Origin of the sequence: Neomegalonema sp. (genome assembly GCF_028688855.1) — a bacterium.
Classification (GTDB): Bacteria; Pseudomonadota; Alphaproteobacteria; order Rhodobacterales; family Rhodobacteraceae; genus Neomegalonema.
On record NZ_JAQTXI010000016.1, the window covers coordinates 23,714 to 45,950 of the forward strand.

A 22,237-nucleotide genomic window follows, 5' to 3' on the forward strand; every position below is an offset into this window, starting at 1 on the left:
GGCGTTCATCGTCCAGCGTCTCGGCGACCCCGGAGGCGGGCCCTGGCCTCATGCGTTCCCCATCCGGCGGCGGGGACGGCCCAGAGCGCCCCCTCCAGACGCAGCGCCGGAGAGGCCCGACGCGCCTCGGGCCGGGCGAGTCGCCAGAGCTCCGGCGGGCTCCAGCCCTTGCGGGCGGCAGCCTTCAGCGACGCCTCGCCCTGAGCGCCGAGCGCGGCCAGTTCGAGCCCCTGCGGCGCCTCGGGCGCGAGATCCACCCGCCAGCGCCCCGCCCAGAGGCGGCTTTCTCCCGGCGCGAGGAGCGCGGGCGGCGGAGTCCCGGCGGGTTCGGGCAAGAGGCGGAGCCCGCCCTCGGGCAGAGGCCGCAGCAGCGCCCCGCCCAGAGAGATCCCGCCCCCGAGCCCTCCTGAAAGCCAGAGGTCGAACGCCCTTTCGAGAGAAGCGAAGCGCGGCGGATGCTCGGCGCCGCCCGCCCGGCGCAGGCTCTCCGCGAAGAACCGCAAGGCCACCTCGCGCGGCGCCCCCGCCAGAGCCGCGCGGCTCAGGCGCAATTCGCCGAGGGGCCCCTCGGTCAGGGCCTCCGCCGAGAGGGCCGCCTCCGCCGCCTCCAGAGCCTCGCGGGCGCGGGCGAGATGGGCCACGGTCTCCAGAAGCCGGGCCCGGCTGAGGCCGAAGCCCTCCAGAAGCGCCGCCGCCTGACGCAGACGCGGCCGCAGACGCCGCAGATCGCTGTTGGAGGGATCGTCGATCCAGGGCGCGCCCCGCGCCCTCAGCCAGGCGCGCAGCTCCTCGCGCCCGACCTCCAGCAGAGGCCGCAGCAGCGGAACCCCCTCCCGCAGGCTCCGCGGACGCATCGCCGCCAGGCCCTGAACTCCGGAGCCGCGCGCGAGATTCATCAGGAAGGTCTCGGCCTGATCCTCGGCGGTGTGGGCGAGCACCAGAGCCGCCCCCCGCGCTCCGGCGGCGGCGCGCAGAAGATCATGACGCGCGGCGCGGGCGCGGGCGGAGAGATCGCCCCGAGGCTTGTCTCCGGTCCAGATCAGGGTTTCATGCGGAAGATCGAGTCCGGCGGCCCAGAGCGCCACCTGCGCGGCCTCGGCGGCGCTTTCGGGACGCAGGCCGTGGTCCACCGTGGCGACCAGCGCCACCCGACGACGGATCTGCGGAGAAGCCGCCGCCAGACGCAGCAGCGCCGCGCTGTCGGAGCCTCCGGAGACCGCCAGAACCAGCGGACGCGGCCCCGGCTCCAGCGATTCGAGCCGAAGGCGCAGGCGCTCCGCGAGCGGATCCCCTGCGCCCTCCCCTTCCTCCTGCGGCCCCTCGGGCCTCAGGAGCACTGATTGCGTTGCGTCTCGATCCGGGCGCGGCCGAGCACGTCCGGCGCGGCGCCGGGATAGCGCGCCGAGACCTGGGCGAAGGCCGCGCAGGCTTCGGCGTGCTTGCCGGTGGCCGCGAGGGTCATGCCCAGCCGGAGCAGGCTCTCGGGGCCCTTGGGGCCTTCGGGCCAGCGGCGGAAGGAGTCGAGGAAGGCGCGGGCCGCGAGGTCGTACTCGGCCTTGCGGAAATGGATGTCGCCGATCCAGTATTGCGCCGAGCCCGCCACCGGGTCGTTGGGCGCGGCCCCGACGATGCGGCCGAAGAGGTCGAGCGCCTGATCCGCGCCGCCCGTCTCCAGAAGGCGCAGGGCGGCGTCGTAATCGCTCTGCGGCGAGGCGCCCGCCGGAACGGCGGCGGCCCGCAGCGGCGCAGGCTGGAGGCTCGGGCGCGGCGCAGAAACGCCGATGTCCATGTCCCCGAGATCGGGCGCGGCGTCGACGACCATGGTCGGCACGCGCAGGCTCGGCGGGGCGGCGGCGGGCATCCGCAGGCCCGGCGCCGAGACCTCGATCCCTTCGAGGCCCATGATCGGCATGGAAGGCGGCTCGTCGCGCAGGACCGGCGCGCCCAGCCCCACAGGGGCCATCGCAAGGCCGACCTGCGGCGGCGCGGGCGGACGCGTCTCCACGACGAAGCCCGAGGCGCCGGGCGGATCTATGCGCACGGGATCGGGCTGGATCATCGGGCCGGAGAGCGTCGCGCCGGAAAGCCCCGGACGAGGCGCGCCGGAACGCGCCTCCAGATCCCTGAGTCGGCGGTCCACGTCGGCCTGGAAGCGGCGCTGGTCGGCGCGCAGGGCTTCGAGATCGCGGGCGAGGCGGGTCACGGCGTTGTCCAGCTCCGGCCGCGAGATCTCGCCGCCGAGACGGCGCAGCTCCCGGTCCATGGCCTCCAGCCTCAGGTTGAGGTCGGCGGCGGCCGGGATCGGATTGGCGACGGGCGGAGCGCCCGTCCAGACCTGCTGGGCCCGAGACGCCGACGGAGAGAACAGGGCGGCGGACAAGACGCCGATCATGAGGATGAGGCCGGGGCGGCGCCGGGACGCAAGGCCGGGGATCATCGTGTCAGTCTCCAGTACGCAAGCTTCGTCACGCCGAGGGCGAAGCGTCGGGGCCTCCTCCCTGGAGGGAGGGCCCCGAGCCGGCTCCGCTGCGCGCGACGCCCGTTCTATCCCGTCAGCCTCTTAGGAATCATTGTGCTGAATGGGGCGAAAGCATGTCGCGCGTCTGCGGAGAGCGAAAACGCGCGGGCTGTCGCCCCAGAGCCACAGATTCGGCTCAGAAGCCGGCCGACCGCACCACCGTGACGGCGCGGCGATTCTGACCCCAGCAGGATTCGCTGCTGCAATCCTGGACGGGGCGCTCCTTGCCGTAGGAGATGGTCTCGACGCGGCTGGAGGCCACGCCCAGAGAGGTCAGATAGGCGCGGGCCGAATTGGCGCGCCGCGCGCCCAGGGCGAGGTTGTATTCGCGGGTGCCGCGCTCGTCGCAATGGCCCTCGACCACGATGGAGGCGTTCGGATGGAGGTTCAGCCAGGCCGCCTGACGCTGGAGGATCTCGCGGGCCGGGCCGTCGAGGTCGGAGCTGTCGTAGCCGAAGAGCACGCGGTCGCCGACGTTCACGGCGAAATACTGCGCCGAGCCGTCGTCGCCGGGGAAGCTGTAGCCGCCCGCCGAGCTTCCGCCCGCGCCGAGGCCGCCCGCTCCGCCCGCCAGGGAGCCGTCGGGATTGTAGAGCCCGCCGCCCGCGCCGCCGCCGAAGCCGCCCGAACCGCCCGCCAGGGAGCCGTCGGGATTGTAGATCGCGCCGCCGCCGAGCCCGCCGCCCAGACCGCCCGCGCCGCCGCCGACCACGCTCGGGCCGAGGAGGTTCGGGCTGGAGGAGCCGCCGCCCAGATCATAGACGCGTCCGTCGGGGCCGACGACGCTCTGTCCGCCGAGGCCGCCGCCGCCGACGATCTGGCCGTCAGGCCCGATCACGAGGCCGCCGGGCGCCGCGCCGTCGATCAGGCCGGAGCCGGAGCCGCCGAGGCCCGAAGAATCGCCGGGGAAGCCGCCGGGTCCGAAGGCGCCCAGCTCGGTGGCGCTCGTGGAGGTTCCGGTCTGCGGCCTTTTCGTCGCGCAGCCGGCGGTCAGGGCCAGAACGGCGCAGGACAGGATAACGCTGCGGGAGAAAAAGCCGCGCATGAATCGCTCCTCAGAGGGACGTGGTTTCCTGAAACAGGTTACCGGAAACTTAGCCGTCGCCCGCACGGGCATCAACCCCTTCACGTGCGGGGTCTCGCGCTTCTGATCCTCGAAGGCGTCTTCCGGGCAACGGTTTCAGAGGATTCCGCCCTCAGAGGGCCTCCACGCGGGACGGCTCCCCCAGACCCGCCGCCAGACGCCAGGACTCGAAGGCCGCCTTGGCCCGGTCCGTGTAGACCTTCGCGCGCTCGCGCTTGCCGCGCGGAGCCGCTTCCAAGGGAGGAAACAGGCCGAAATTCACGTTCATCGGCTGAAAGAGCTCGGCGGAGGCCCCTCCGCAGATATGGTGCAGCAAGGCGCCGTGGGCGGTCTCGACCGGCGGCGGCGCGAGGGGCCGCCCCAGACGCCCCGCCGCCGCGAAGGCGCCCGCCAGAAGCCCCATGGCCGCCGATTCCACATAGCCCTCGACGCCGGTGATCTGTCCGGCGAATCGGAGGCTCGGGCGGGCCTTCAGACGCATCTCCGCGTCGAGCAGCTTCGGCGAGTTGAGGAAGGTGTTGCGATGCACCCCCCCGAGCCGCGCGAATTCGGCCTGCTCCAGCCCGGGGATCAGCCGGAAGACCTCCAGCTGGGCTCCATGGCGCATCTTGGTCTGGAAGCCGACAAGATTATAAAGCGTGCCCAGCGCGTTTTCGCGGCGCAGCTGGAGCACCGCCCAGGGCTTCACCTGCGGATCATGAGGATTCGTCAGCCCCACCGGCTTCATGGGGCCATGACGCAGGGTCTCGGGGCCGCGTTCGGCCATGGTCTCGATGGGGAGGCAGCCCTCGAAATAGGGCGTGTCCTTCTCCCATTCGTGGAATTCGGTCTTGGGCGCGGCGATCAGCGCGGCGATGAAGGCGTCGTATTGCGCGCGGTTCATCGGACAGTTCAGATAGGCCTTCCGTTCGTCTTCGGTGTCGCCCTTGTCATATCGGGACTGAAACCAGGCCCGGGACAGGTCGACCGTATCGAAATGAACGATGGGCGCGATGGCGTCGAAGAAGGCGAGATTCGCCTCGCCCGTCAGCGCGCCCAGAGCCCCCGCGAGGCCGGGCGCCGTCAGGGGTCCGGTGGCGACGATCACGCTGTCCCAGTCCTCGGGCGGCAGGCCCTTGAGCTCGCCGCGCTCCACCGTGACCAGAGGATGAGAGGTCAGGGCTTCGGTCACGGCCCGGGAAAAGGCCGTGCGGTCAAGGGCCAGGGCTCCGCCTGCGGGCAGGGCGTGGGCGTCGGCCATGCGCAGGATCAGAGAGCCCGCCCGACGCATCTCCTCATGGAGCAGGCCCACGGCGTTGTGCTCGTGATCGTCGGAGCGGAAGGAGTTGGAGCAGACCAGCTCGGCGAAACCGTCCGTTTCGTGGGCGGCCGTGCCCGTTTCGGGACGCATCTCATGGATCGTCACGGGAACGCCCGCTTCGGCGAGAGTCCAGGCGGCCTCCGATCCGGCCATGCCGGCCCCGATCACGCGAACAGGCTTCATCGTCTTGATCCTCCTTGGTCGTCCAAGGGGTTAGACCGCGCTCGGCGGGCGGTCAAGGGGAGGCGCGCGGCCTTCCCGACATTCCCGCGAGGCCGCGCCGGGCCTCCGGAGCGCGGGTTGGCGCCGAACCTGCTTTCCTTTCCGCCCAGAAGGCGAGGACGGCGGGCGCGACTGGCGCGCTTATTGCTCCAGACCCCGCCAGACAAGATCGCGGCGCCGCAGTCGGCGCAAGTTGCGGGAGATGACAAGATGAACACCTGGCGCGCCCTTGCTGCGGCTGCTTTCATGACCTTCGCCTCGACCGGCGCCTCCAGCGCCACCGTGCTGGACTTCGACAGCCTCTTCGGCGGCCTGCTCGGCTCCTCCTCGTCGAGCTCCTCCTCCTCGAGCTCCTCGTCCAGCTCCTCGAGCTCCTCGGGCGGCCATTCCTCCTCGAGCTCCTCGGGCGGCGCCTCGATCGTCAGCAGCTTCACCCTCCAGGACACCTACTGGGGCCCCGCCGCGCCCTATCAGCGCAACGCCGACGTCTACGGCGGCTCGACCTACAGCATCGACTCGCTGAAGGCCACCCGCGCCTCGGACGGCATGCTGAGCATCAGCATCAAGACCGCCTTCGCCGGCCGCGCCAACAGCTCCATCGGCTACGGCGACCTGCTCTTCGGCGCGCCCCAGACCGTCGGCCAGAACGAGAAGATGACCGGATGGAGCTACGCCCTCGACATCGAGCCCAATCCGAGCGGAACCTCGGGCACGGTGCGCTTCCTGAAGATCACCGACGCCAACCTCGGCGTGGGCAGCAACCGCAGCACGGTCTATGACCAGATCGACAATTACCGCAACGTCGAGGTCCTCGGCACCGGCACCTGGTCTTCGGTGCTCGGCGACTCGCTGACCTTCTCCTTCAACGACGGCGGCATCCTCGGAGACGCCTTCCAGACCCAGTGGACCCAGACCTGCGGCAACGACGTGATCAACGGCACGGTGCAGCTGCCCTTCCCGACCAGCTCCTCGTCGTCCTCCTCGTCCTCCAGCTCCTCGTCGTCGTCGTCCTCTTCCTCCTCGTCGTCGTCGTCGTCCTCCAGCAGCTCCTCGAGCTCCTCGAGCAGCAGCTCGGGCGGTCAGGTTCCGGTTCCCGGCGGGCTCGGCTTCATCTTCGCGGCCCTCGGCGCGCTGATCTTCCGCCGCCAGACCTTCCTCGCCTGACCGGCGCGGCCTTCCTTCTCCCCGATCTCCCGCCGGGCCGCCTCGCAAGAGGCGGCCTTGCGGCTTTTGCGGATCGTTAACGCTCCTTCTTACCCCTCCATTAGGGGATCCCGCCGATACTCCTTGCGGACAGGCCCGGGCCGGAGGCGAAAGACGCGCTCCGCTCCGGCCCCATCCGGAGAATTCGCAGCGCCCCGAACGGCGCCCGTCGCGGGAGATGACGAGATGAAGACCTGGCGCGCGCTTGGTGCGGCTGCTTTCGCCGTGTTTCTGGGAGCGGTTCCCGCTCAGGCCACCCTTCTCGATCTGGGAGGGATGTTCGGCGGGATGTTCGGCCATCCGGCGGGCGGCTCGGGCTCCTCTTCGGGCGGCTCGACGAGCTCCTCTTCGGGCGGCTCGACGGGCTCCTCCTCGGGCGGCTCGACGACCAATCTGGACGTGGTGAGCAGCTTCACCCTCCAGGACACCTACTGGGGCCCCGCCGCTCCGCGTCAGCGCAACGCCGACATCTACGGCGGCGCGAATTACGAGATCGATTCGCTGACCGCCACCCGCGCCGAGAACGGCATGCTGAGCATCAGCGTCTCGACGGCCTTCGCGGGCCGCGCCAACAGCTCCATCGGCTACGGCGACCTGCTCTTCGGCGCGCCCCAGAGCGTCGGCCAGACCGAAAAGATGACCGGATGGAGCTACGCCCTCGACATCGAAGCCAATCCGGGCGGGACTTCGGGCACGGTGCGCTTCCTGAAGATCACCGACGCCAATCTGGGCACGGGCAGCGTCCGGACGGGCGTCTACGACGAGGTCGCCAATTATCACGGCGTCGAGGTGCTGGGCTCGGGCGCCTGGACCTCGGTGCTCGGCGACTCGCTGACCTTCTCCTTCGACGACGGCGGCGTGCTCGGCGAACGCTTCCAGACCCAGTGGACCCAGACCTGCGGCAACGACGTCATCAACGGAACGGTCTATCTGCCCTTCCCGAACGGCTCCTCGTCGTCGTCCTCCTCCTCGTCCTCGTCGTCGTCCTCTTCGGGCGGCAATTCCTCGTCCTCCTCGAGCGGGAACTCCTCTTCGGGCGGCAATTCCTCGTCCTCTTCGAGCGGCAATTCCTCGTCCTCCTCCTCGGGCGGACAGGTTCCGGTCCCCGGCGGACTGGCCTTCCTCGCGGTGGCGGCGGGAGCTCTGGCCCTGCGCGGACGCCGGAAGCGCGCCGCCTGAGGCTTGCGCCTCCCTCATGACCCGAAAACCGGAGGGCCGCCCCCAGGGGCGGCCCTCTCGACGTTCCGGAGGCTGAAAGGGCGGAAGGATCAGGGCGTCGCGGGCGGGCTCCAGGGCCGCCAGCCGAAGGGCGTCAGCAGCTCCAGCGGCTGATAGGCGGTCTTGTAGGCCATCTTCCGGCTGCCCTCGATCCAGTAGCCGAGATAGACATGCTCCAGACCCTCCTCTCCGGCGAGCCGGATGTGGTCGAGCACCGCATAGGCGCCGAGGCTGGCCTCGGGGCGGTCGGGATCATAGAAGCTGTAGACCATCGAGAGCCCGTCCGCCAGGCCGTCGGTCAGACAGGCGGCCAGAAGGGATCCGTCCTCGGGATCGCGATACTCCACCACGCGGGTGCGCACGGTGGTGTCCTCGATCATGGCGGCGAATTCGTAGTCGTCCATGTCGGCCATGGCGCCGTCGCCGTGGCGGGCCTGGAGATAGCGCCGGAAAAGCTCGAACTGCTCCTCGGTGGCGCGCGGCGGACGGCTCTCGCGCAGGAATTTCGAATTGCGGTTGAGAATCTTGCGCTGGGTCCGGGTGGGCTCGAAGCGCGCCACCGGCACCCGCACCGAAACGCAGGCGTCGCATCCGGCGCATTGCGGCTTGTAGGCGACCTTCTGGCTGCGCCGGAATCCGTTGAGCGACAATTCGTCGTTCAGGATGGGCGCGGACTCGCCATGCAGCGGCGTGAACACCTTCCGCTCCAGCCGACCCGCCAGATAGGGGCAGGGCTGGGGCTCGGTCACATAGAACCGGGGCCGAGGCAGGCCGAAATGCTGCGTCATCTTCGTCCCTCCGCCGCCCGGAACGGGCGAGGCAGCAAGCCCGTCCGGGCTCCAGGCTTTTCATGAAGAGGATATGACAGACTCCCCTCCCTCGCCAAGAGCCTCGACGCGCCCGCCCGAGATCCGGAGAGGGCGCGGACGGGCGCCCCCTCCTCGCCGGGATTCAGGGCGCCGGATGGGCGATGAGGCGCGGATCGGCCTCGCCGACGACCGCGGCGTCCTTGTTCCCGTAGGGCAGCCCCGAGAGCAGCGTCCGGATGATCTGGAGCCGCGCCCGGCGCTGGTCCTCGGCGTTCACGACCCACCAGGGCGCCAGCGGCGGACGATGGGTCCGGCGGAGCATCTCCTCGGCGGCGCGGGTGGTGTCGTCCCATTTCGAGAGGCCGCCCACATCCACCGGCGACAGCTTCCACTGCTTGAGCGGATCGCTCTCGCGCTCCAGGAAGCGCTGGAGCTGGGCGGCGCGGCTCATGGTCAGCCAGAACTTGAAGAGGATCATCCCGTCTTCGGTCAGCATGCGCTCGAAGCCGGGGACGGCCCTCAGGAAGGCCTCCGTCTGTTCGGGCGTGCAGAAGCCCATGACCGGCTCGACCACCCCGCGGTTATACCAGGAGCGGTCGAAGAGCGCGATCTCGCCCCGGCCCGGCAGATGCTCGACGTAGCGCTGGAAATACCATTGCCCCGCCTCGCGCTCGGTGGGCCTGGAGAGCGCGACCACCGGAGCCCCGCGCGGATTGAGGTTCTGCGCCACCGCGCCGATGGATCCGCCCTTGCCCGCGCTGTCGCGGCCCTCGAAGATCACGCAGATCCGCGCGCCCGAGCTGCGCGCCCAGGCCTGCATCTTCACGAGCTCGATCTGGAGGGGCTCCAGTTCGGCTTCGTAGTCCTTCTTCTTCATCTCCTCGCGCCAGGGATAGGCCGGATCGAGGATCTGGCCCTTCGCGGCGCTCCGGACGAGGTTGCGGATCTCTTCGGGCGCCTCCTCCTCGAAATGGCGGGTTATGGCGCCGTCAAACGGCTTTGCGGTCGGGGCGGCCGAAGGCGGCGGCGCCGTCTGCTCCGGAGCCTTCTCCGCTTTCCTGTCCTTTTTCCCGCCCATGGTAATCCTCCGGATTCCGGCCGATCTTCGACAGATCGAACCAGGTGGTCTGATAGACTTCGTTGATCCAGTTGCCGAAGAGCAGATGCGCATGGCTGCGCCAGCGGTTCTTCGGTTCGCGGGAGGGATCGTCGCCCGGGAAGTAGTTGGCGGGCACGGCGATCCGCTCGCCGCGCTCGACGTCGCGACGATATTCCTCCGCCAGAGAGTTCGAATCATATTCGATGTGGTTGAACATGTAGAGCCGCCGGAGACGCGGCTCCTCCAGCATGCAGAGCCCGGCCTCGTCCGAATCCATCAGCACGCGCAGATCCTCCCCGAGGGGCAGATCCTCCTTGCGGACCTCCGTCCAGCGCGAGACGGGGATGGAGAAATCGTCCGAGAAGCCCCGCAGATAATGCGAGGAAGGCGCGAGATTGCGGTGGTCGTAGACGCCGAAGGCCTTTTGCGGCAGCTCGTGCTTGGGCGTCCCGTGGAAATGGCGCAGCGCCGCCTGAGCCCCCCAGCAGATGCTGAACAGCGAATGCACGTTCTTGCGCGACCATTCGAAGATCCGCTCCAGTTCGGGCCAGTAGGAGACTTCCTCGAAGGGCATGGTCTCGACGGGCGCGCCCGTGACGATCAGGCCGTCGAACTTGCGCTCCTGCAGCTCCGACCAGGGCTGGTAGAAATTGAGCATGTGCTCGGCCGAGACGTTGCGCGGCGCATAGCCGTCCACGCTCATCAGGGTCATGTCGATCTGGAGCGGGCTGGAGCCCACCAGACGCGCGAACTGGGTCTCGGTGCGGATCTTGTTGGGCATGAGGTTCAGCAGCGCGATCTGGAGCGGCCGGATGTCCTGACGCCCTGCGGAATCCTCGGTCATGACCATCACGCCCTCGCGCTCCAGCACGTCGCGGGCGGGGAGATGGGCGGGAATCCTGATGGGCATGACGAAACTCCAGGCCCCGGCTCCCGGGGCGCGACGGCGATGAAGAGGATGAAGGCCGCGCAGGACGTCGCCGAAGCGAAGGCGCGGGCCTCCCCGAAAGATGTAGCGGAACCACGGGCGGCGGCAAGAGGGCGCTTTCCCGCCCCCTCCCCGCTCCGGCGTCGCGCCCTTCGCCCCGGAGCCCTCAGGCGGAGGCCTTCTCCCGCGTAAGGCGGCGGTCGATCGCGAGGGCCATCAGCTCGGAGAAATCCTGCTCGTCGCGCAGCGCCGCGACCTCCTCGGCCTCGACCTGATAGCCCCAGCGGTCGGCGATGGCCTGATAGCGCGGAATCCGCCGCCGCAGGAGCTGGCGGAAGCCCCAGCGGATGAAATCGTCGGGATCCACCTCGGAATCCTCGGCCAGACCCGCCTCGGCCTTGAACTCGGCCCATTTGGCCTTGAGGAAATTCTCTTCGTAATACATGGGTTTGGGGGCTCTGGCGAAGCGGCGGGCGAGCTCCTCCTCATGGCTTTCGTCGCCCCGGATGTAGAGCAGCGCCCCCACCCGCGCGAGCGACTGCAGCACGGCGTCATGAGGCGCCTCGGGCTCGACCACCTCGCAGAGGCTGCCGCTGGCGTCGACGACCATGTGGTCGTAGCCGTAGACGTCGCGCGCCGGGACGATCAGCGCCTCGGCGTCCATCATCGAGCCGATCTCCGCCGAGCGGTGCTGACGCTGGCGATGCAGATATTCCGCGAAGGCCAGACCGCCCTTCTCGGGATCTCCCGGCTTGCCCAGCCAGGCCGAGAGCGCTGAAAGGTCGTCGAAGGTGATGTTGGCGGCCACGCGGATCGAATCGGTCATCAGCAGAGGCCGCAGCCGCCGCAGCCCCATGACCTGGCGCTTGAGATCCTCGTTGATCGCCTCGCGCAGATAATGGGCGCCGATCCGGTGGTCGGCCGAATAATGACGCCAGCCCGATTCGCGCAGCAGCGTCGAGAGGCGCGTCTTGCCCACTCCCGACATGCCGAACAGGGTCACGGCCTTCCGCCGAACCGCCCGAAAGGCGGCGCCATCCGCAAAGAACACAGCTCATCTCGCTCGATTGGGGCTTGAAACGCGCCAAGGCTTAGCCGAAAAGTCGCCCGACCGCCAAGCCTCGCCGCGCCTGAGCAAGATTCTGTCGCAGACAGGAATCCAGCGCGACGGAGGCGGGGCGGACGCAAAGCCGCCTTCATCGCCGAGGGCGACGCGTCGCGATCCCGGATCCCCCGGCTCCGCGCCCGCCGCTCCGGCCTCGCAGAAAGCCAGGGAGCAACCATGGACATCTCCAGGATTCCGGCGGGCAAGAATCCGCCCTCCGACGTGAACGTCGTCATCGAGATCCCCGGCGGCGCGAACGGCGGCGCCCCGGTGAAATACGAGATCGACAAGGATTCCGGAGCGGTCTTCGTGGACCGCATCGTCAACACGGCGATGTTCTATCCGGCCAATTACGGCTTCATCCCCAACACCCTCGGCGACGACGGCGACCCCGTGGACGTGCTGGTGCGCACCCAGGTGACGCTCGCGCCGGGCTCGGTGATCCGCTGCCGCCCCATCGGCGTGCTGCGCATGGAGGACGAAGGCGGCGGCGACGAGAAGATCCTCGCGGTGCCGGTCGAGAAGATCGACCCCTTCCAGGCCGACGTCGAGGATCTCGACGACGTGCCCCGGATCGAGCTGGATCGAATCAGGCATTTCTTCGAAAGCTACAAGGCCCTCGAGAAGGGCAAATGGGTGAAGGTCTCGGGTTGGGGCGACAAGGACGCCGCCGAGGAGATCATCGCCCGCGGCGTGGCGGCCGTCTCTCAAAAGGCGTGAGTCGGGCCGAAGCGCCGCATTTCCCGTAAGGATCCCGGGGGTTCTGTTCCCATTGCGAACTTCTCCCCCGGGCGATTGCGCCGGAAATATGTCTCAGATCAATCAAACTTGCGGCGGTTAAGGTTTAAATTTCCTTGGAAGTTTGTTTGTTCAACGTTATCCTCCCCCCGCGCCGCACATGGAGCGATCCTGTCGAAAACTCCGCGTGCGGCGCGTCGCTTCGCGTCGGGCGTCGAGCAGAACAACGCGCGCGATGGCGGCTCTGAATAACGCATGAGGAGAACATCATGTCGAGGCAGGCACGAATCCGCGCGACGAGCGTCGCGGCTCTGGCTCTCGTCGTCGCCGGACCGGCGGCCGCTCAGGGCTACTACGGCGCTCAGAACTACGGCCAGGCCTACGGCGCGCCCTACGCCGCCGCCCCGGCCCCCGCTCAGGTCGGCCAGGTGGTCAGCGTGAGCGAGCCCTACTACCTGGATCAGGCCCAGACGGCCCAGCCCGTCCCGGCCTCGACCCCGACCTACAGCTACGCCCAGCCCTCGGGCTCGAGCACCTATCTCGGCGGCGCCTACGACTACTCCGCCAGCGCGAACGCCTACGCCCAGCCGAGCTACGACTACGGCTCGTCCTCGAGCTACGCCCAGCCGTCGGCCTCGACCTACAGCTACGCGCAGCCCTCGACCCCGAGCTACAGCTACACGCAGCCGGCTCCCCAGCCTGCGCCGAGCTACAGCTACACGCAGCCGGCTCCCCAGCCCGCCGCGCCGAGCTACAGCTACACGCAGCCCTCGACCTCGACCTACAGCTACGCCCAGCCGGCTCCCCAGCCCGCGCCGAGCTACAGCTACACCCAGCCGGCGCCGCAGCCCGCGCCGAGCTACAGCTACACCCAGCCCGCCGCTCCGGCGCCGATCTACAATCCGGCTCCGGCGGCCCCGGGCTACGGCGCGGGTTCGGTCTCGGGCGCCTTCTACGTCCAGGTCGGCGCCTTCACCCGCCCGGCCAACGCCGAGCGTCTCGTGCGTCAGCTGAGCGCCTACGGCGAGCAGGCCTTCGTCGAGCCCGCCCAGGTGCGCGGCGCGACCTGGTACCGCGTCCGCGTCGGGCCGGTGCTCGACCAGGGCCAGGGCTGGGCGGCGCTGAACCGCGTGCGCGGCCTCGGCCATCGCGACGCGCGCCTCGTGCGCAGCTGAGCCTGACCGCTTGACGCAGGGCGGGCTTTCCGCTCTTTCGACATGATCCAGCGCCGCGCCCCCCAGGCGCGGCGTTCTTCATCTTGCGGAGACGCCCCCCATGCTCGACGCTCCCTCCCGTTCCGCGCGCGCGGGCTTCGGCCTGACGCTGGCGCTCTGGGCCCTGGTGGCCGCCCCGGGCGCCCGCGCCGAGGTCGCGCCCTTCGAGACCGCCGCCAGAGCCGCCATGCTGATCGACCACGCCTCCGGCGCGGTGCTCTTCTCGAAGGAGGCGGACGTCTCGATTCCGCCGGCCTCGATGTCCAAGCTGATGACGGCCTATCTGGTCTTCGAGAGTCTGAAGTCCGGGCGGCTGAACCTCGACGACCGGCTGCGCGTCAGCGAGAAGGCCTGGCGGATGGGCGGCTCCAAGATGTTCGTGCGGGTGAACGACCAGATCCGCGTCGAGGATCTTTTGCGGGGCGTCATCATCCAGTCGGGGAACGACGCCTGCATCGTGCTGGCCGAGGCCATCGCCGGAAGCGAGGAGGCCTTCGCCGCCCGCATGACCGCCAAGGCCGAAGAGCTCGGCATGCGCCAGTCGCATTTCATGAACGCCACCGGCTGGCCCCATCCGGACCACCGGATGAGCGCGCGGGATCTGGCGATCATCGCCGAGCGCATCCTGACCGATTTCCCGGAATATTATCATCTCTACGGCGAGCGCGAATTCACCTGGGAGGGCATCCGCCAGGCGAACCGCAACCCCCTGCTGAGCGCGCCGGGCGCCGACGGGCTCAAGACCGGCCACACCGAAGAGGCGGGATACGGCCTCGTCGGCTCGGCCCTGCGCGAGGGGCGGCGTCTGACGCTGGTGGTCTCGGGGCTCGACAGCGAGAACCAGCGCGCCCAGGAAGCCGAACGCCTGCTCAACTGGGGCTTTCGCGAATTCGAGACCTTCACCGTCGGGCATCCGGGGCTGAAGGTCGGGGAGGCCGAGGTCTGGATCGGCGAACGCCCGAGCGTCTCGCTGGTGGTGGAGAATCCGCTGACGCTCACGGCGCCGGTGGGCGCGCGCGAGCAGGTTCAGGCCGAAATCGTCTATCAGGGCCCCGCGCCCGCGCCGATCCGGCAGGGCCAGAGGCTCGGGGCCCTGAGGGTCAGCGCGCCGGGAATCGACCCCATCGAGATCCCCCTCGTGGCGGGCGAGGACGTCGCCAGGGGCGGCTTCGCGGTCAAGCTGAGGGCGGGCGCCTCCACGGCGGCGGCGCGGGCGCTCCGGGCGGCGGGGCTCGCGGGCGAGGAGAAGACGCAGGGCGCCGCTCCGTGAGCCAGACGGCCGGGCGCGGCGGACGCGGGCTCTTCATCGCCTTCGAGGGCGGCGACGGCGCGGGGAAATCGACGCAGATCGCGCTTCTGGCCGAAAGGCTGGAGGCGCGGGGCCTGCCCGTCCTGCGCACGCGCGAGCCGGGCGGAACGCCCAAGGGCGAGGCTCTGCGGGGGCTTCTCCTCGGCGGCGCGCAGGACTGGACGCCTCTGGAGGAGGCCGCCCTGATGAGTCTGGCGCGCGGGGCTCATGTGGCCGAGAAGATCCGCCCCGCCCTCGCGCAAGGGAAGATCGTGCTCTCGGACCGCTTCGTGGATTCGACGCGGGCCTATCAGGGCGCCTCGGGGCTCGCCTCCGAGAAGATCGAGGCGCTGCACGCCCTGCATTCGGAAGGCCTGGAGCCGGATCTCACGCTGATTCTCGACATGGATCCCTCCGAAGCCATGACCCGCGCCGCCCGACGCGGCTCCGCCGACCGCTTCGAGGCGCGCGGCCTCGCCTATCAGCAGGAGCTGCGGCGGCGGTTTCTGGCTCTGGCCTTCTCCGCCCCGGAGCGGCGCAGGCTCGTCGACGCCCGCGGCGCGGCGGAGGAGGTCGCCGAAAGGGTCTGGGCGGCGGCGCGGCCTCTGGTCGAGGCGTCATGAACGGGGATTGGGGGCCTCTGGTCGGGCATGAGGCCGCGCGCGAGGCCTTCGCGAAGGCCCGGGGCGCAGGACGCATGCCCCACGCCTGGCTTCTGACCGGGCCGAAGGGCGTCGGCAAGGCGCTCTTCGCACGGCTGGCGGCGGCGCGGCTGCTCGGACGCCCCGGAGAGGCTCCGGAAGCCGTCCGCGAGCGCGTCCGGGAGGGGCGCGAAACCCGCCTGCGGCTCCTCGAACGCCCCCTCGACGAGAAGACCGACAAGCGCAAGAGCGTCATCCCGGTGGATCTGGTGCGGGCGCTGAAGGCGGATCTGGCGCTCTCCGCGCCCGACGGCGCCTGGCGCGTCGCCCTGATCGACGCCGCCGAAGACCTCAATCCCGCCGCCGCCAACGCCCTGCTCAAGCTGCTGGAGGAGCCGCCGCCGCGCGTGGTGTTCCTTCTCGTCTCCCATGCGCCGGGCAAGCTGCTGCCGACGATCCGGTCGCGCTGCCGCCGCCTCGAATTTCAGGAGCTCTCCGCCGCAGGGATCGCCGGGATCCTCGCGGCGCGGGGCGAATCCCCCGCCCCCGAAGAGGCGGCGGCTCTGGCCGCGCTCGCCGAGGGCTCGGCGGGGGCGGCTCTGGCGCTCAAGGCCTCGGGCGGGCTGGAGCTCTACGCGCGTCTTGTCGAGCTTCTGCGCTTCGCGCCCCGTCCCGCCGACCGCTCGGCTCTGGAGGCCCTCGCCGCCCGCGCGCCCGAGGATTCCGTCGCGCCCGAAGAGCTCTGGGCCCTGCTGCTGGCGCGTCTGGCGCGAGCCGCGGCCTATGGCGCGCCGCTCCGGCCGGAGGCCGCCGCCGGAGAATCGGCCCTCGCCGCCCGGATCGCGCCGCCCGCCGCCGGAGCGCTCTGGGCCGAGGCTCAGGCGCGGCAGGTCGCCCGGGCCGCCGAGGCGAAGCTCCTGAATCTGGACCGCGGCCTCATGCTGCTTGACGCGGCGCGGGATTTTGAGGAGACCGCCGCCAGAGCCGCCCGACTTCATGCGCCGGGCTGAACCCGACCCCTGAGGACGCCTCCCATGCTCGTGGACAGCCATTGCCATCTCGATTTCCCCGACTTCAAGGGCGAGATTCCCGAGATCATCCGCCGCGCCCAGGCGGCGGGCGTGGGGCGGATGGTCACCATCTGCACGCGCCTGAAGGAGGAGCCTCAGGTGCGGGCCATCGCGGAATCCTCGGATGCGGTGTTCTACGCCGTGGGGGTGCATCCCCTGAACGTCGGCGAGGAGCCCCAGGAGCCGAGCCTCGCGGATCTCGTCGCCTTCGCCGAGCATCCCCGCATGGTGGGCATCGGCGAGACCGGGCTCGATTATCATTACGACCGCTGGCCGCATGATCTTCAGGCGCGGCTCTTCCGGACTCATGTCGCGGCGGCGCGCGAGACGGGGCTCCCGCTGATCGTCCACGCCCGCGACGCCGACGAGGACGTCGCCGCCCTGCTGGAGGAGGAGCACGCCAGAGGCGCCTTTCCCTGCGTGATGCATTGCTTCTCCTCGGGCCGCGAGCTGGCGCGCCGGACTCTGGCCATCGGGGCCTGTCTCTCCTTTTCGGGCGTGGCGGCCTTCAAGAGCGCCGAGGCCCTGCGGAGCATCTTCGACGAGGTTCCCCTTGAGCGCATCCTCGTCGAGACCGACGCGCCCTATCTCGCGCCGCCGCCCCATCGCGGCCGACGCAACGAGCCCGCCTATGTCGCCGAGACCGCCCGCGTCCTCGCCGAAAGGCGCGGCATGACCCCCGAAGCCTTCGCCGAAGCCACCACGGCGAACTTTCACCGGCTTTTCTCGAAAATCGCGCCCTGATCTTAAGTTTGCGGCAAGTCGCCCTTCGTAATCTCTCGCGACAAGTTTCCACAAGGCGCGAGGCCGAGATGCGAATGGATGGCGAGAAGCGCGCAGGGCGCAGAACGGCGGCGATCGTCGGTCTTCTGGCGATTTGCGCGGCGGGCGCGGCTCAGGCCGATTCGCCGGGCGCCGCGAAATACAGGGCCCAGAACGCCCTGACGGGCGCTCCGGTCTACGACGCGGGCCGCGCGAGCGCTCCGGTCTACAGCCCCGGCGACCGTCCGCCGACCGCTCTTTACGGCCAGCCCTCCGCGCCCCTGACGACCGGCCCGATCTACAACCCGTCGCCGATGATCACCGGCGGCCTGCCGACCGGCCCGATCTACGACCCCTACGGGGCTTCGGCGGCGCCGGTCTACGCGCCGACCTATCAGGCGGCGCCGCTCGCGCCCCAGCCTCCGGCCTACGCCCGGCAGAACGACGTCTTCGGCTACGCCCCTTCGGCGGCCTGCGGCGGATTGCTGGAGGGCGAGCGCTGCCTCGTGATTCTCGGCGACCATACGCGCCGCGTGCGCCTCGACCGCGAGGCCACCACGATCCTCGTGGGCAATCCGGCGGTGGCCGACGTGACGGTGCTCTCCAAGCGCACCATGTTCGTCTCGGCGCGCTCGGTCGGCTCGACGAACATCGTCGCGCTGGACGAGAACGAGGAGGAGATCGCCAGCTGGGAGGTCTTCGTCCGCGAGCCGGAAGCCAAGCGCGTCACGCTGCGTCAGGGCCCCACCCGCGAGAACTATCAATGCGCCCCCTATTGCGAGCGCTCCCTCAGCCAGAACGACAGCCCGAGCGCGCATAGCTCGCATCTGGGCGTGATCAACGCCGAGATGGGCCTCGACCGCACCGCGGTGGGCGCCCAGACCGGCGGCATGCCTCCCGACGCCTTCGAGGGTCCGGGCGGCATGGGCGGAGCCCCCGCCCCCGCCCCCAAGGCCGAGACTCCGGCCGCGCCCGCAGGCCCGCTCATGGATCCGGGCATGGCGGCCATGCTCCAGAGCATGCTGCTCTCGGGAGCCATGTCGTCGCAGCCGGCCGGGGCGAACGAACGCGCGCTCTCGCCGGGCGGATCCTCCTCGCCGACGCTGCCGCCGCCGGATTATCTCATGAACTGAGGCTTCGCCTCGCCTGGACGGCGCCGCAGGGCCGGAGGACTTCGCGTCTTCCGGCCCTGCGGCTGTTCCGGCGCGCTTTCGCTCTTGCCTTTCGAGCATGATTTGTTCATGTTGCGTCGCTTCCGCATGGCGCAGGCGCTCGTCATCCGCGCGAGCCCCCCGACGCCCGATCCGCAAGCGAGTCCTCCCTCATGTACGCATGGTTCGAGCGTCTCATCGACGCCTTCGCGCCCGATCCCTATGAGAACGAGCCCATGCCGACGACGATGCGCGGATTCTACGCGCGTTTCGTCAAGCCGGTCTGGCCCTGGCTGGCGGTGCTGGCCGTTCTCGGATTTCTGGTCGCGGCGATCGATCTTCTTCTGGTGCGCTGGGTCGGCCAGCTGGTCGACCTGGCCCGCGAGGCCGGGCCCGAGCGCATGTTCTCCGAACATGGCGCGCTTCTGCTGGGCATGGCCGTGACCGCGCTTCTGCTGCGGCCGCTGTTCAGCTTCCTGCACAACGCCTTGTACAACCTCAGCTTCATGTCGGGGTTCACGATCCAGATCCGCTGGAGGCTGCATCGCCGGCTCCTGCGGCAGACTCTGGGATTCTTCCAGAACGATTTCGCCGGACGGCTCTCGAACCGCGTGATGCAGACGCCGAGGGCCTTGCGCGAAAGCCTGCTCCAGGGCATCGACGCCGTGTGGCAGATGGTCGTCTACTTCATCGGCGGCGCGCTGATCATGGCCGAATCGGACTGGCGGCTGACGGCGCCCCTGCTGCTCTGGGCGGCGTGCTACGTCGGGATCATGGCCCATTTCCTGCCGCGTCTGCGCGAGAGCTCGGAGACGGTGTCGCACGCCCAGTCGATCATGACCGGGCGGGTGGTGGATTCCTACACCAACATCCTGACCGTCAAGCTCTTCGCCCGGGCCGGGCGCGAGGACGAATACGGCCGCGAGGGCATGCAGGGCTTCCTCGAAGCCTTCCGGCGCCAGATGCGGCTGATCACCTCCATGGAGGCGATGCTTCTGGCGCTGAACGGCCTCGCGCTGACGAGCATCTGCGGTCTGGCGCTCTGGCTCTGGACGCAGGATCAGGCGACGCTCGGCGCTCTGGCGACGGCGGCGGCGCTCACGCTGCGCCTCACCCAGATGAGCTTCTGGATCATGTTCGTGGTCTCGGGGATCTTCGAGAATCTCGGCCAGGTCTCGGAGGGCATGCAGAGCTTCTCCGCGCCCATCGTGCTTCAGGACGCCGACGAGGCGAAGACCCTGCAGGTCGAGAAGGGCGAGATCCGCTTCGAGCAGGTCGGCTTCGCCTATGGCGCCGAGAAGGGCGGGGTGCGGGATCTGGATCTCGTGATCCGGCCGGGCGAGCGCGTGGGTCTGGTGGGGCGTTCGGGAGCGGGCAAATCGACGCTCGTGAATCTGCTCCTGCGGTTCTACGACGTCGAATCGGGCCGCATCCTCATCGACGGCCAGGACATCGGCAAGGCGACGCAGGAATCGCTGCGCGGGTCGATCTCGGTGGTGACCCAGGACAACGCCCTGATGCACCGCTCCGTGATGGACAACATCCTCTACGGACGCCCCGAAGCCGGGGCCGAAGCCGGAATCGAGGCCGCCCGCCGCGCCCAGGCTCACGACTTCATCCAGAACCTCGAGGATCCCAAGGGCCGCAAGGGCTATCAGGCCCATGTGGGCGAGCGCGGCGTGAAGCTCTCGGGCGGACAGCGCCAGCGCGTGACCCTCGCGCGGGCCCTGCTCAAGAACGCGCCGATCCTCGTGCTGGACGAGGCCACCAGCGCCCTCGATTCCGAAGTCGAGGCCGCCATCCAGGAGGAGCTGGAGGATCTCATGGCGGGCAAGACCGTCATCGCCATCGCGCATCGGCTCTCGACCATCGCCCATCTCGACCGCATCGTCGTGCTGGAGCATGGCCGCATCATCGAGCAGGGCACCCATCAGGAGCTTCTCGCCCTGAACGGCCTCTACGCCAGCTTCTGGGCGCGCCAGTCCGGCGGCTTCCTCGACCTCTCCTGACCCCGCCCCGATCCCTCTCCGAAAACCGCGGACGCCGCCCGACTCCCGTCAGGCGGCGTCTTCATGTTCAGACGGGCGCGCGCCGGACGGGCGGAAAGACCAGGCTCGCCACCGCGCCCACGCCCTTTTCGCTGGTCAGCACGAATTGCGCGCCGCAGGCCTCGGCCAGACGCCGCGCCAGAGCCAGATTCATGCCCTCTCCGCCGAATCCGCCGCCCGCGACGGGAATCGGCAGGCCGAAGGGACGCGCGCTTTCGGCGATCTCCTCGGGGGCGTAGCCGGGGCCGGTGTCCATGACCTCCAGACGCGCCCCGCCCTCCATGTCGCGCCAGACGCCGATGCGCGTCGAGCCGCCCGCCGGAGTCAGGCGCAGCGCCTCCCCGAGCAGAAGCTCCAGCGCCCGGCCCAGAACGTTGGGATCGGTCAGCACGAAGGGCAGATCCGGGTCCACCGCCGCCACCAGGCCCACCCCCCGACGCGCCGCCGGAGACTGGGCCTCCGCCGCGAGGCGGCGCACCAGAGCCGCCAGATCCGTGGGGCGGGTATCCAGCCGCAGGTCGCCCTGCTCCATACGGCGCCAGTCCAGCACCTGGTCGATCAGACGGGCCATGGCCTTCGCGCCCTCATGGGCGTCGGCGAGGGATCCGGCCTCCTCCTCGGCGCCCGCCTCGCGGGCCTGGAGCCGGAGCATGTCCAGACGCCCCATCAGCAGGTTGAGCGGATCGCGCAGGCCATGGCTCAGAGCCTCCACCGCCCCGAGCCGCGCCAGAGCCGATTCCGGAACCGAAGCCGCCCGCGCCGGACCCGGCAAGGGCAGGATGTTCAGCATCCGCGTCTCGCGCAGAGGCTCGCGCGGGCCGAGCGCCAGAAGCAGACGACGCCCCGAATGCAGCGCCGCCCCCTCGAAGAGCGCGGCCCCCGCCCCGAAGCCGTGATGGATCAGCGCCTCGCCGCCCTCGGCGTCGAGGAGCCCCTCCATGCTGAGGCCGCGCAGCTCCTCGGGCTTGCGGCCGAAGATCTCGGCGGCGGCGGCGGGCATGTCCTGCACGCGGCCCGTCTGGTCCAGAGCCGCCGCGAAGGCGCCGAAGCCGGCGCGCAGATCGGTCGGGGCCGGAACCGCCGAGAAGACCGCCTCCAGCCGCCGGTCGGGAATCTCGGAGAATCCCGCCAGCACCGCCGCGAATCCGGCCGGATCCTCGATGCGCCGCGCCGAGATCCTCATGCGGCGGGCGCCCTCGCGGGTGGCCACCGGGACCGCCGCGCTGTAGGCGCCGTCGAGGAAGGCGCCGCGCATCAGCATGGCGGGCCCCTCCTCGCTGCGCAGGATGCGCCCGAGGCCGTAAGGCTCCTGCGTCGAGAGCGGGCCGAAGAGCCGTTCGGCCTCGAAATTCTGCGCCAGAGCCTCGCCGTTCTCGCCGAAGAGCACCAGAGCCAGAGGCGCTTCGGCGAATCCGGCGGCGGCGCGCTCCAGTCCGGCGTCGAGGGCGCCCGCAGGCCGCGCCTCGACATGCAGCAGACGGCGCCCCGTCCCGCTTTCGACCAGCCGCCCGACGCAATCCAGGACGATGGGACGCCCCTGAGGCGAAAAGGAGGCCCGGAGCGAAGCCCGCCCCTCGCCGCCCGATTCCGCCAGGACGCGCGCGCGACGCTCCAGCTCCTCATGCATGCGGGTGGCGGCGCTTTGCGGCGCGAAGTCGCGCTCGGCGAGATCGGGGACCGCCTCCTCTCCCCAGACCTCCAGGCCCCGGCGATTGGCCGCCAGGATGCGCCGACGCGCTCCGTCCCAGACCCAGAGGGCGGGCGAAGGGTCGAGAGTCTCGGCGAAAGGCGGCGCTTGATGCGGCATGGTCTGGCCCTCGATCTGGGTCTTCTGCGTTC

Annotated in this window: 18 protein-coding genes and 1 pseudogene; 10 read left to right on the plus strand and 9 right to left on the minus strand. The window is 70.1% G+C overall.

The annotated features are described in order from the left end of the window. Positions 1–5 precede the first annotated feature (5 nt). The 4 genes from tilS to trmFO all read right to left on the minus strand — a co-directional run bounded on the left by tilS (position 6) and on the right by trmFO (position 5,085). On the minus strand, positions 6–1,337 hold the full coding sequence (tilS, locus tag PHN62_RS12410) for a tRNA lysidine(34) synthetase TilS (protein WP_300151098.1): 1,332 nt from the start codon (positions 1,335–1,337) through the stop codon (positions 6–8). Beyond that, positions 1,328–2,437 carry a tetratricopeptide repeat protein gene (locus PHN62_RS12415; protein WP_300151100.1) on the minus strand — a complete coding sequence of 370 codons (1,110 nt, stop codon included), beginning with the start codon at positions 2,435–2,437 and terminating at the stop codon, positions 1,328–1,330. The genes tilS and PHN62_RS12415 overlap by 10 nt, the downstream gene beginning before the upstream one ends. Before the next feature lie 217 nt (positions 2,438–2,654). Next, the gene (gene pal / locus PHN62_RS17445) at positions 2,655–3,563 is read right to left on the minus strand and encodes a peptidoglycan-associated lipoprotein Pal (protein WP_367187033.1); all 909 of its coding nucleotides are present in this window, start codon (positions 3,561–3,563) and stop codon (positions 2,655–2,657) included. Between the two features lie 151 nt (positions 3,564–3,714). After that, entirely contained in the window at positions 3,715–5,085 is a 1,371-nt protein-coding gene (trmFO, locus tag PHN62_RS12425; protein WP_300151102.1) for a methylenetetrahydrofolate--tRNA-(uracil(54)-C(5))-methyltransferase (FADH(2)-oxidizing) TrmFO, read from the minus strand. Positions 5,086–5,334: 249 nt separating this feature from the next. On the opposite strand from trmFO, the gene PHN62_RS12430 reads away from it, so the two are divergent. Beyond that, positions 5,335–6,288, plus strand: coding sequence for a hypothetical protein (locus tag PHN62_RS12430; protein ID WP_300151104.1), 954 nt, complete (start codon positions 5,335–5,337; stop codon positions 6,286–6,288). A 225-nt stretch (positions 6,289–6,513) separates the two neighbouring features. Next, the gene (locus PHN62_RS12435; RefSeq protein ID WP_300151106.1) at positions 6,514–7,506 is read left to right on the plus strand and encodes a hypothetical protein; all 993 of its coding nucleotides are present in this window, start codon (positions 6,514–6,516) and stop codon (positions 7,504–7,506) included. A 137-nt stretch (positions 7,507–7,643) separates the two neighbouring features. On the opposite strand, the pseudogene PHN62_RS12440 reads toward PHN62_RS12435, so the two are convergent. The 4 genes and pseudogenes from PHN62_RS12440 to PHN62_RS12455 all read right to left on the minus strand — a co-directional run. Further along, positions 7,644–8,333, minus strand: a pseudogene (locus PHN62_RS12440) (arginyltransferase); the annotation flags it as partial. 163 nt (positions 8,334–8,496) lie between these two features. Further along, on the minus strand, positions 8,497–9,432 hold the full coding sequence (ppk2, locus tag PHN62_RS12445; RefSeq protein ID WP_300151108.1) for a polyphosphate kinase 2: 936 nt from the start codon (positions 9,430–9,432) through the stop codon (positions 8,497–8,499). Continuing rightward, on the minus strand, positions 9,344–10,363 hold the full coding sequence (gene metA, locus PHN62_RS12450) for a homoserine O-succinyltransferase (protein WP_300151110.1): 1,020 nt from the start codon (positions 10,361–10,363) through the stop codon (positions 9,344–9,346). Before metA ends, ppk2 begins: the two co-directional genes overlap by 89 nt. A gap of 184 nt (positions 10,364–10,547) precedes the next feature. Then, positions 10,548–11,432: an ATPase gene (locus PHN62_RS12455; RefSeq protein WP_300151112.1), complete on the minus strand. Its 885-nt coding sequence runs from the start codon at positions 11,430–11,432 to the stop codon at positions 10,548–10,550. 231 nt (positions 11,433–11,663) lie between these two features. Between PHN62_RS12455 and ppa the strand changes: the two genes are divergently transcribed. The 8 genes from ppa (at position 11,664) to PHN62_RS12495 (ending at position 20,359) form a co-directional block, all read left to right on the plus strand. Beyond that, complete coding sequence (gene ppa, locus PHN62_RS12460; RefSeq protein WP_300151114.1) at positions 11,664–12,206, plus strand: inorganic diphosphatase; 543 nt, start codon at positions 11,664–11,666, stop codon at positions 12,204–12,206. A 287-nt stretch (positions 12,207–12,493) separates the two neighbouring features. Next, the gene (locus tag PHN62_RS12465) at positions 12,494–13,399 is read left to right on the plus strand and encodes an SPOR domain-containing protein (RefSeq protein WP_300151116.1); all 906 of its coding nucleotides are present in this window, start codon (positions 12,494–12,496) and stop codon (positions 13,397–13,399) included. A 100-nt stretch (positions 13,400–13,499) separates the two neighbouring features. Beyond that, a complete protein-coding gene (locus PHN62_RS12470; RefSeq protein WP_300151118.1) occupies positions 13,500–14,708 on the plus strand; it encodes a D-alanyl-D-alanine carboxypeptidase family protein in 1,209 nt (402 codons plus the stop codon). Then, positions 14,705–15,349 (plus strand): dTMP kinase, encoded by a 645-nt coding sequence (tmk, locus tag PHN62_RS12475; RefSeq protein ID WP_300151120.1) that lies wholly within the window; start codon positions 14,705–14,707, stop codon positions 15,347–15,349. Before PHN62_RS12470 ends, tmk begins: the two co-directional genes overlap by 4 nt. Next, a complete protein-coding gene (locus tag PHN62_RS12480; RefSeq protein ID WP_300151122.1) occupies positions 15,346–16,377 on the plus strand; it encodes a DNA polymerase III subunit delta' in 1,032 nt (343 codons plus the stop codon). Before tmk ends, PHN62_RS12480 begins: the two co-directional genes overlap by 4 nt. 24 nt (positions 16,378–16,401) lie before the next feature. Continuing rightward, positions 16,402–17,181, plus strand: coding sequence for a TatD family hydrolase (locus PHN62_RS12485; RefSeq protein WP_300151124.1), 780 nt, complete (start codon positions 16,402–16,404; stop codon positions 17,179–17,181). A 74-nt stretch (positions 17,182–17,255) separates the two neighbouring features. Then, positions 17,256–18,332: a pilus assembly protein N-terminal domain-containing protein gene (locus PHN62_RS12490; RefSeq protein WP_300151126.1), complete on the plus strand. Its 1,077-nt coding sequence runs from the start codon at positions 17,256–17,258 to the stop codon at positions 18,330–18,332. A 191-nt stretch (positions 18,333–18,523) separates the two neighbouring features. Further along, positions 18,524–20,359, plus strand: coding sequence for an ABC transporter ATP-binding protein (locus tag PHN62_RS12495; protein ID WP_300151128.1), 1,836 nt, complete (start codon positions 18,524–18,526; stop codon positions 20,357–20,359). 67 nt (positions 20,360–20,426) lie between these two features. On the opposite strand, the gene PHN62_RS12500 is transcribed toward PHN62_RS12495, so the two are convergent. Further along, on the minus strand, positions 20,427–22,205 hold the full coding sequence (locus PHN62_RS12500; protein ID WP_300151129.1) for a HAMP domain-containing sensor histidine kinase: 1,779 nt from the start codon (positions 22,203–22,205) through the stop codon (positions 20,427–20,429). Between the last annotated feature and the right edge of the window lie 32 nt (positions 22,206–22,237).

Coding starts and splice junctions, on each gene's coding strand:
- ppk2 (WP_300151108.1), bottom strand. CDS start 9,432: ATGGGCGGGAAAAAGGACAGGAAAGCGGAGAAGGCTCCGGAGCAGACG.
- metA (WP_300151110.1), bottom strand. CDS start 10,363: ATGCCCATCAGGATTCCCGCCCATCTCCCCGCCCGCGACGTGCTGGAG.
- PHN62_RS12495 (WP_300151128.1), top strand. CDS start 18,524: ATGTACGCATGGTTCGAGCGTCTCATCGACGCCTTCGCGCCCGATCCC.
- PHN62_RS12430 (WP_300151104.1), top strand. CDS start 5,335: ATGAACACCTGGCGCGCCCTTGCTGCGGCTGCTTTCATGACCTTCGCC.
- PHN62_RS12435 (WP_300151106.1), top strand. CDS start 6,514: ATGAAGACCTGGCGCGCGCTTGGTGCGGCTGCTTTCGCCGTGTTTCTG.
- PHN62_RS12485 (WP_300151124.1), top strand. CDS start 16,402: ATGCTCGTGGACAGCCATTGCCATCTCGATTTCCCCGACTTCAAGGGC.
- PHN62_RS12500 (WP_300151129.1), bottom strand. CDS start 22,205: ATGCCGCATCAAGCGCCGCCTTTCGCCGAGACTCTCGACCCTTCGCCC.
- PHN62_RS12490 (WP_300151126.1), top strand. CDS start 17,256: ATGGATGGCGAGAAGCGCGCAGGGCGCAGAACGGCGGCGATCGTCGGT.
- PHN62_RS12465 (WP_300151116.1), top strand. CDS start 12,494: ATGTCGAGGCAGGCACGAATCCGCGCGACGAGCGTCGCGGCTCTGGCT.
- PHN62_RS12415 (WP_300151100.1), bottom strand. CDS start 2,437: ATGATCCCCGGCCTTGCGTCCCGGCGCCGCCCCGGCCTCATCCTCATG.
- ppa (WP_300151114.1), top strand. CDS start 11,664: ATGGACATCTCCAGGATTCCGGCGGGCAAGAATCCGCCCTCCGACGTG.
- pal (WP_367187033.1), bottom strand. CDS start 3,563: ATGCGCGGCTTTTTCTCCCGCAGCGTTATCCTGTCCTGCGCCGTTCTG.
- trmFO (WP_300151102.1), bottom strand. CDS start 5,085: ATGAAGCCTGTTCGCGTGATCGGGGCCGGCATGGCCGGATCGGAGGCC.
- PHN62_RS12480 (WP_300151122.1), top strand. CDS start 15,346: ATGAACGGGGATTGGGGGCCTCTGGTCGGGCATGAGGCCGCGCGCGAG.
- PHN62_RS12470 (WP_300151118.1), top strand. CDS start 13,500: ATGCTCGACGCTCCCTCCCGTTCCGCGCGCGCGGGCTTCGGCCTGACG.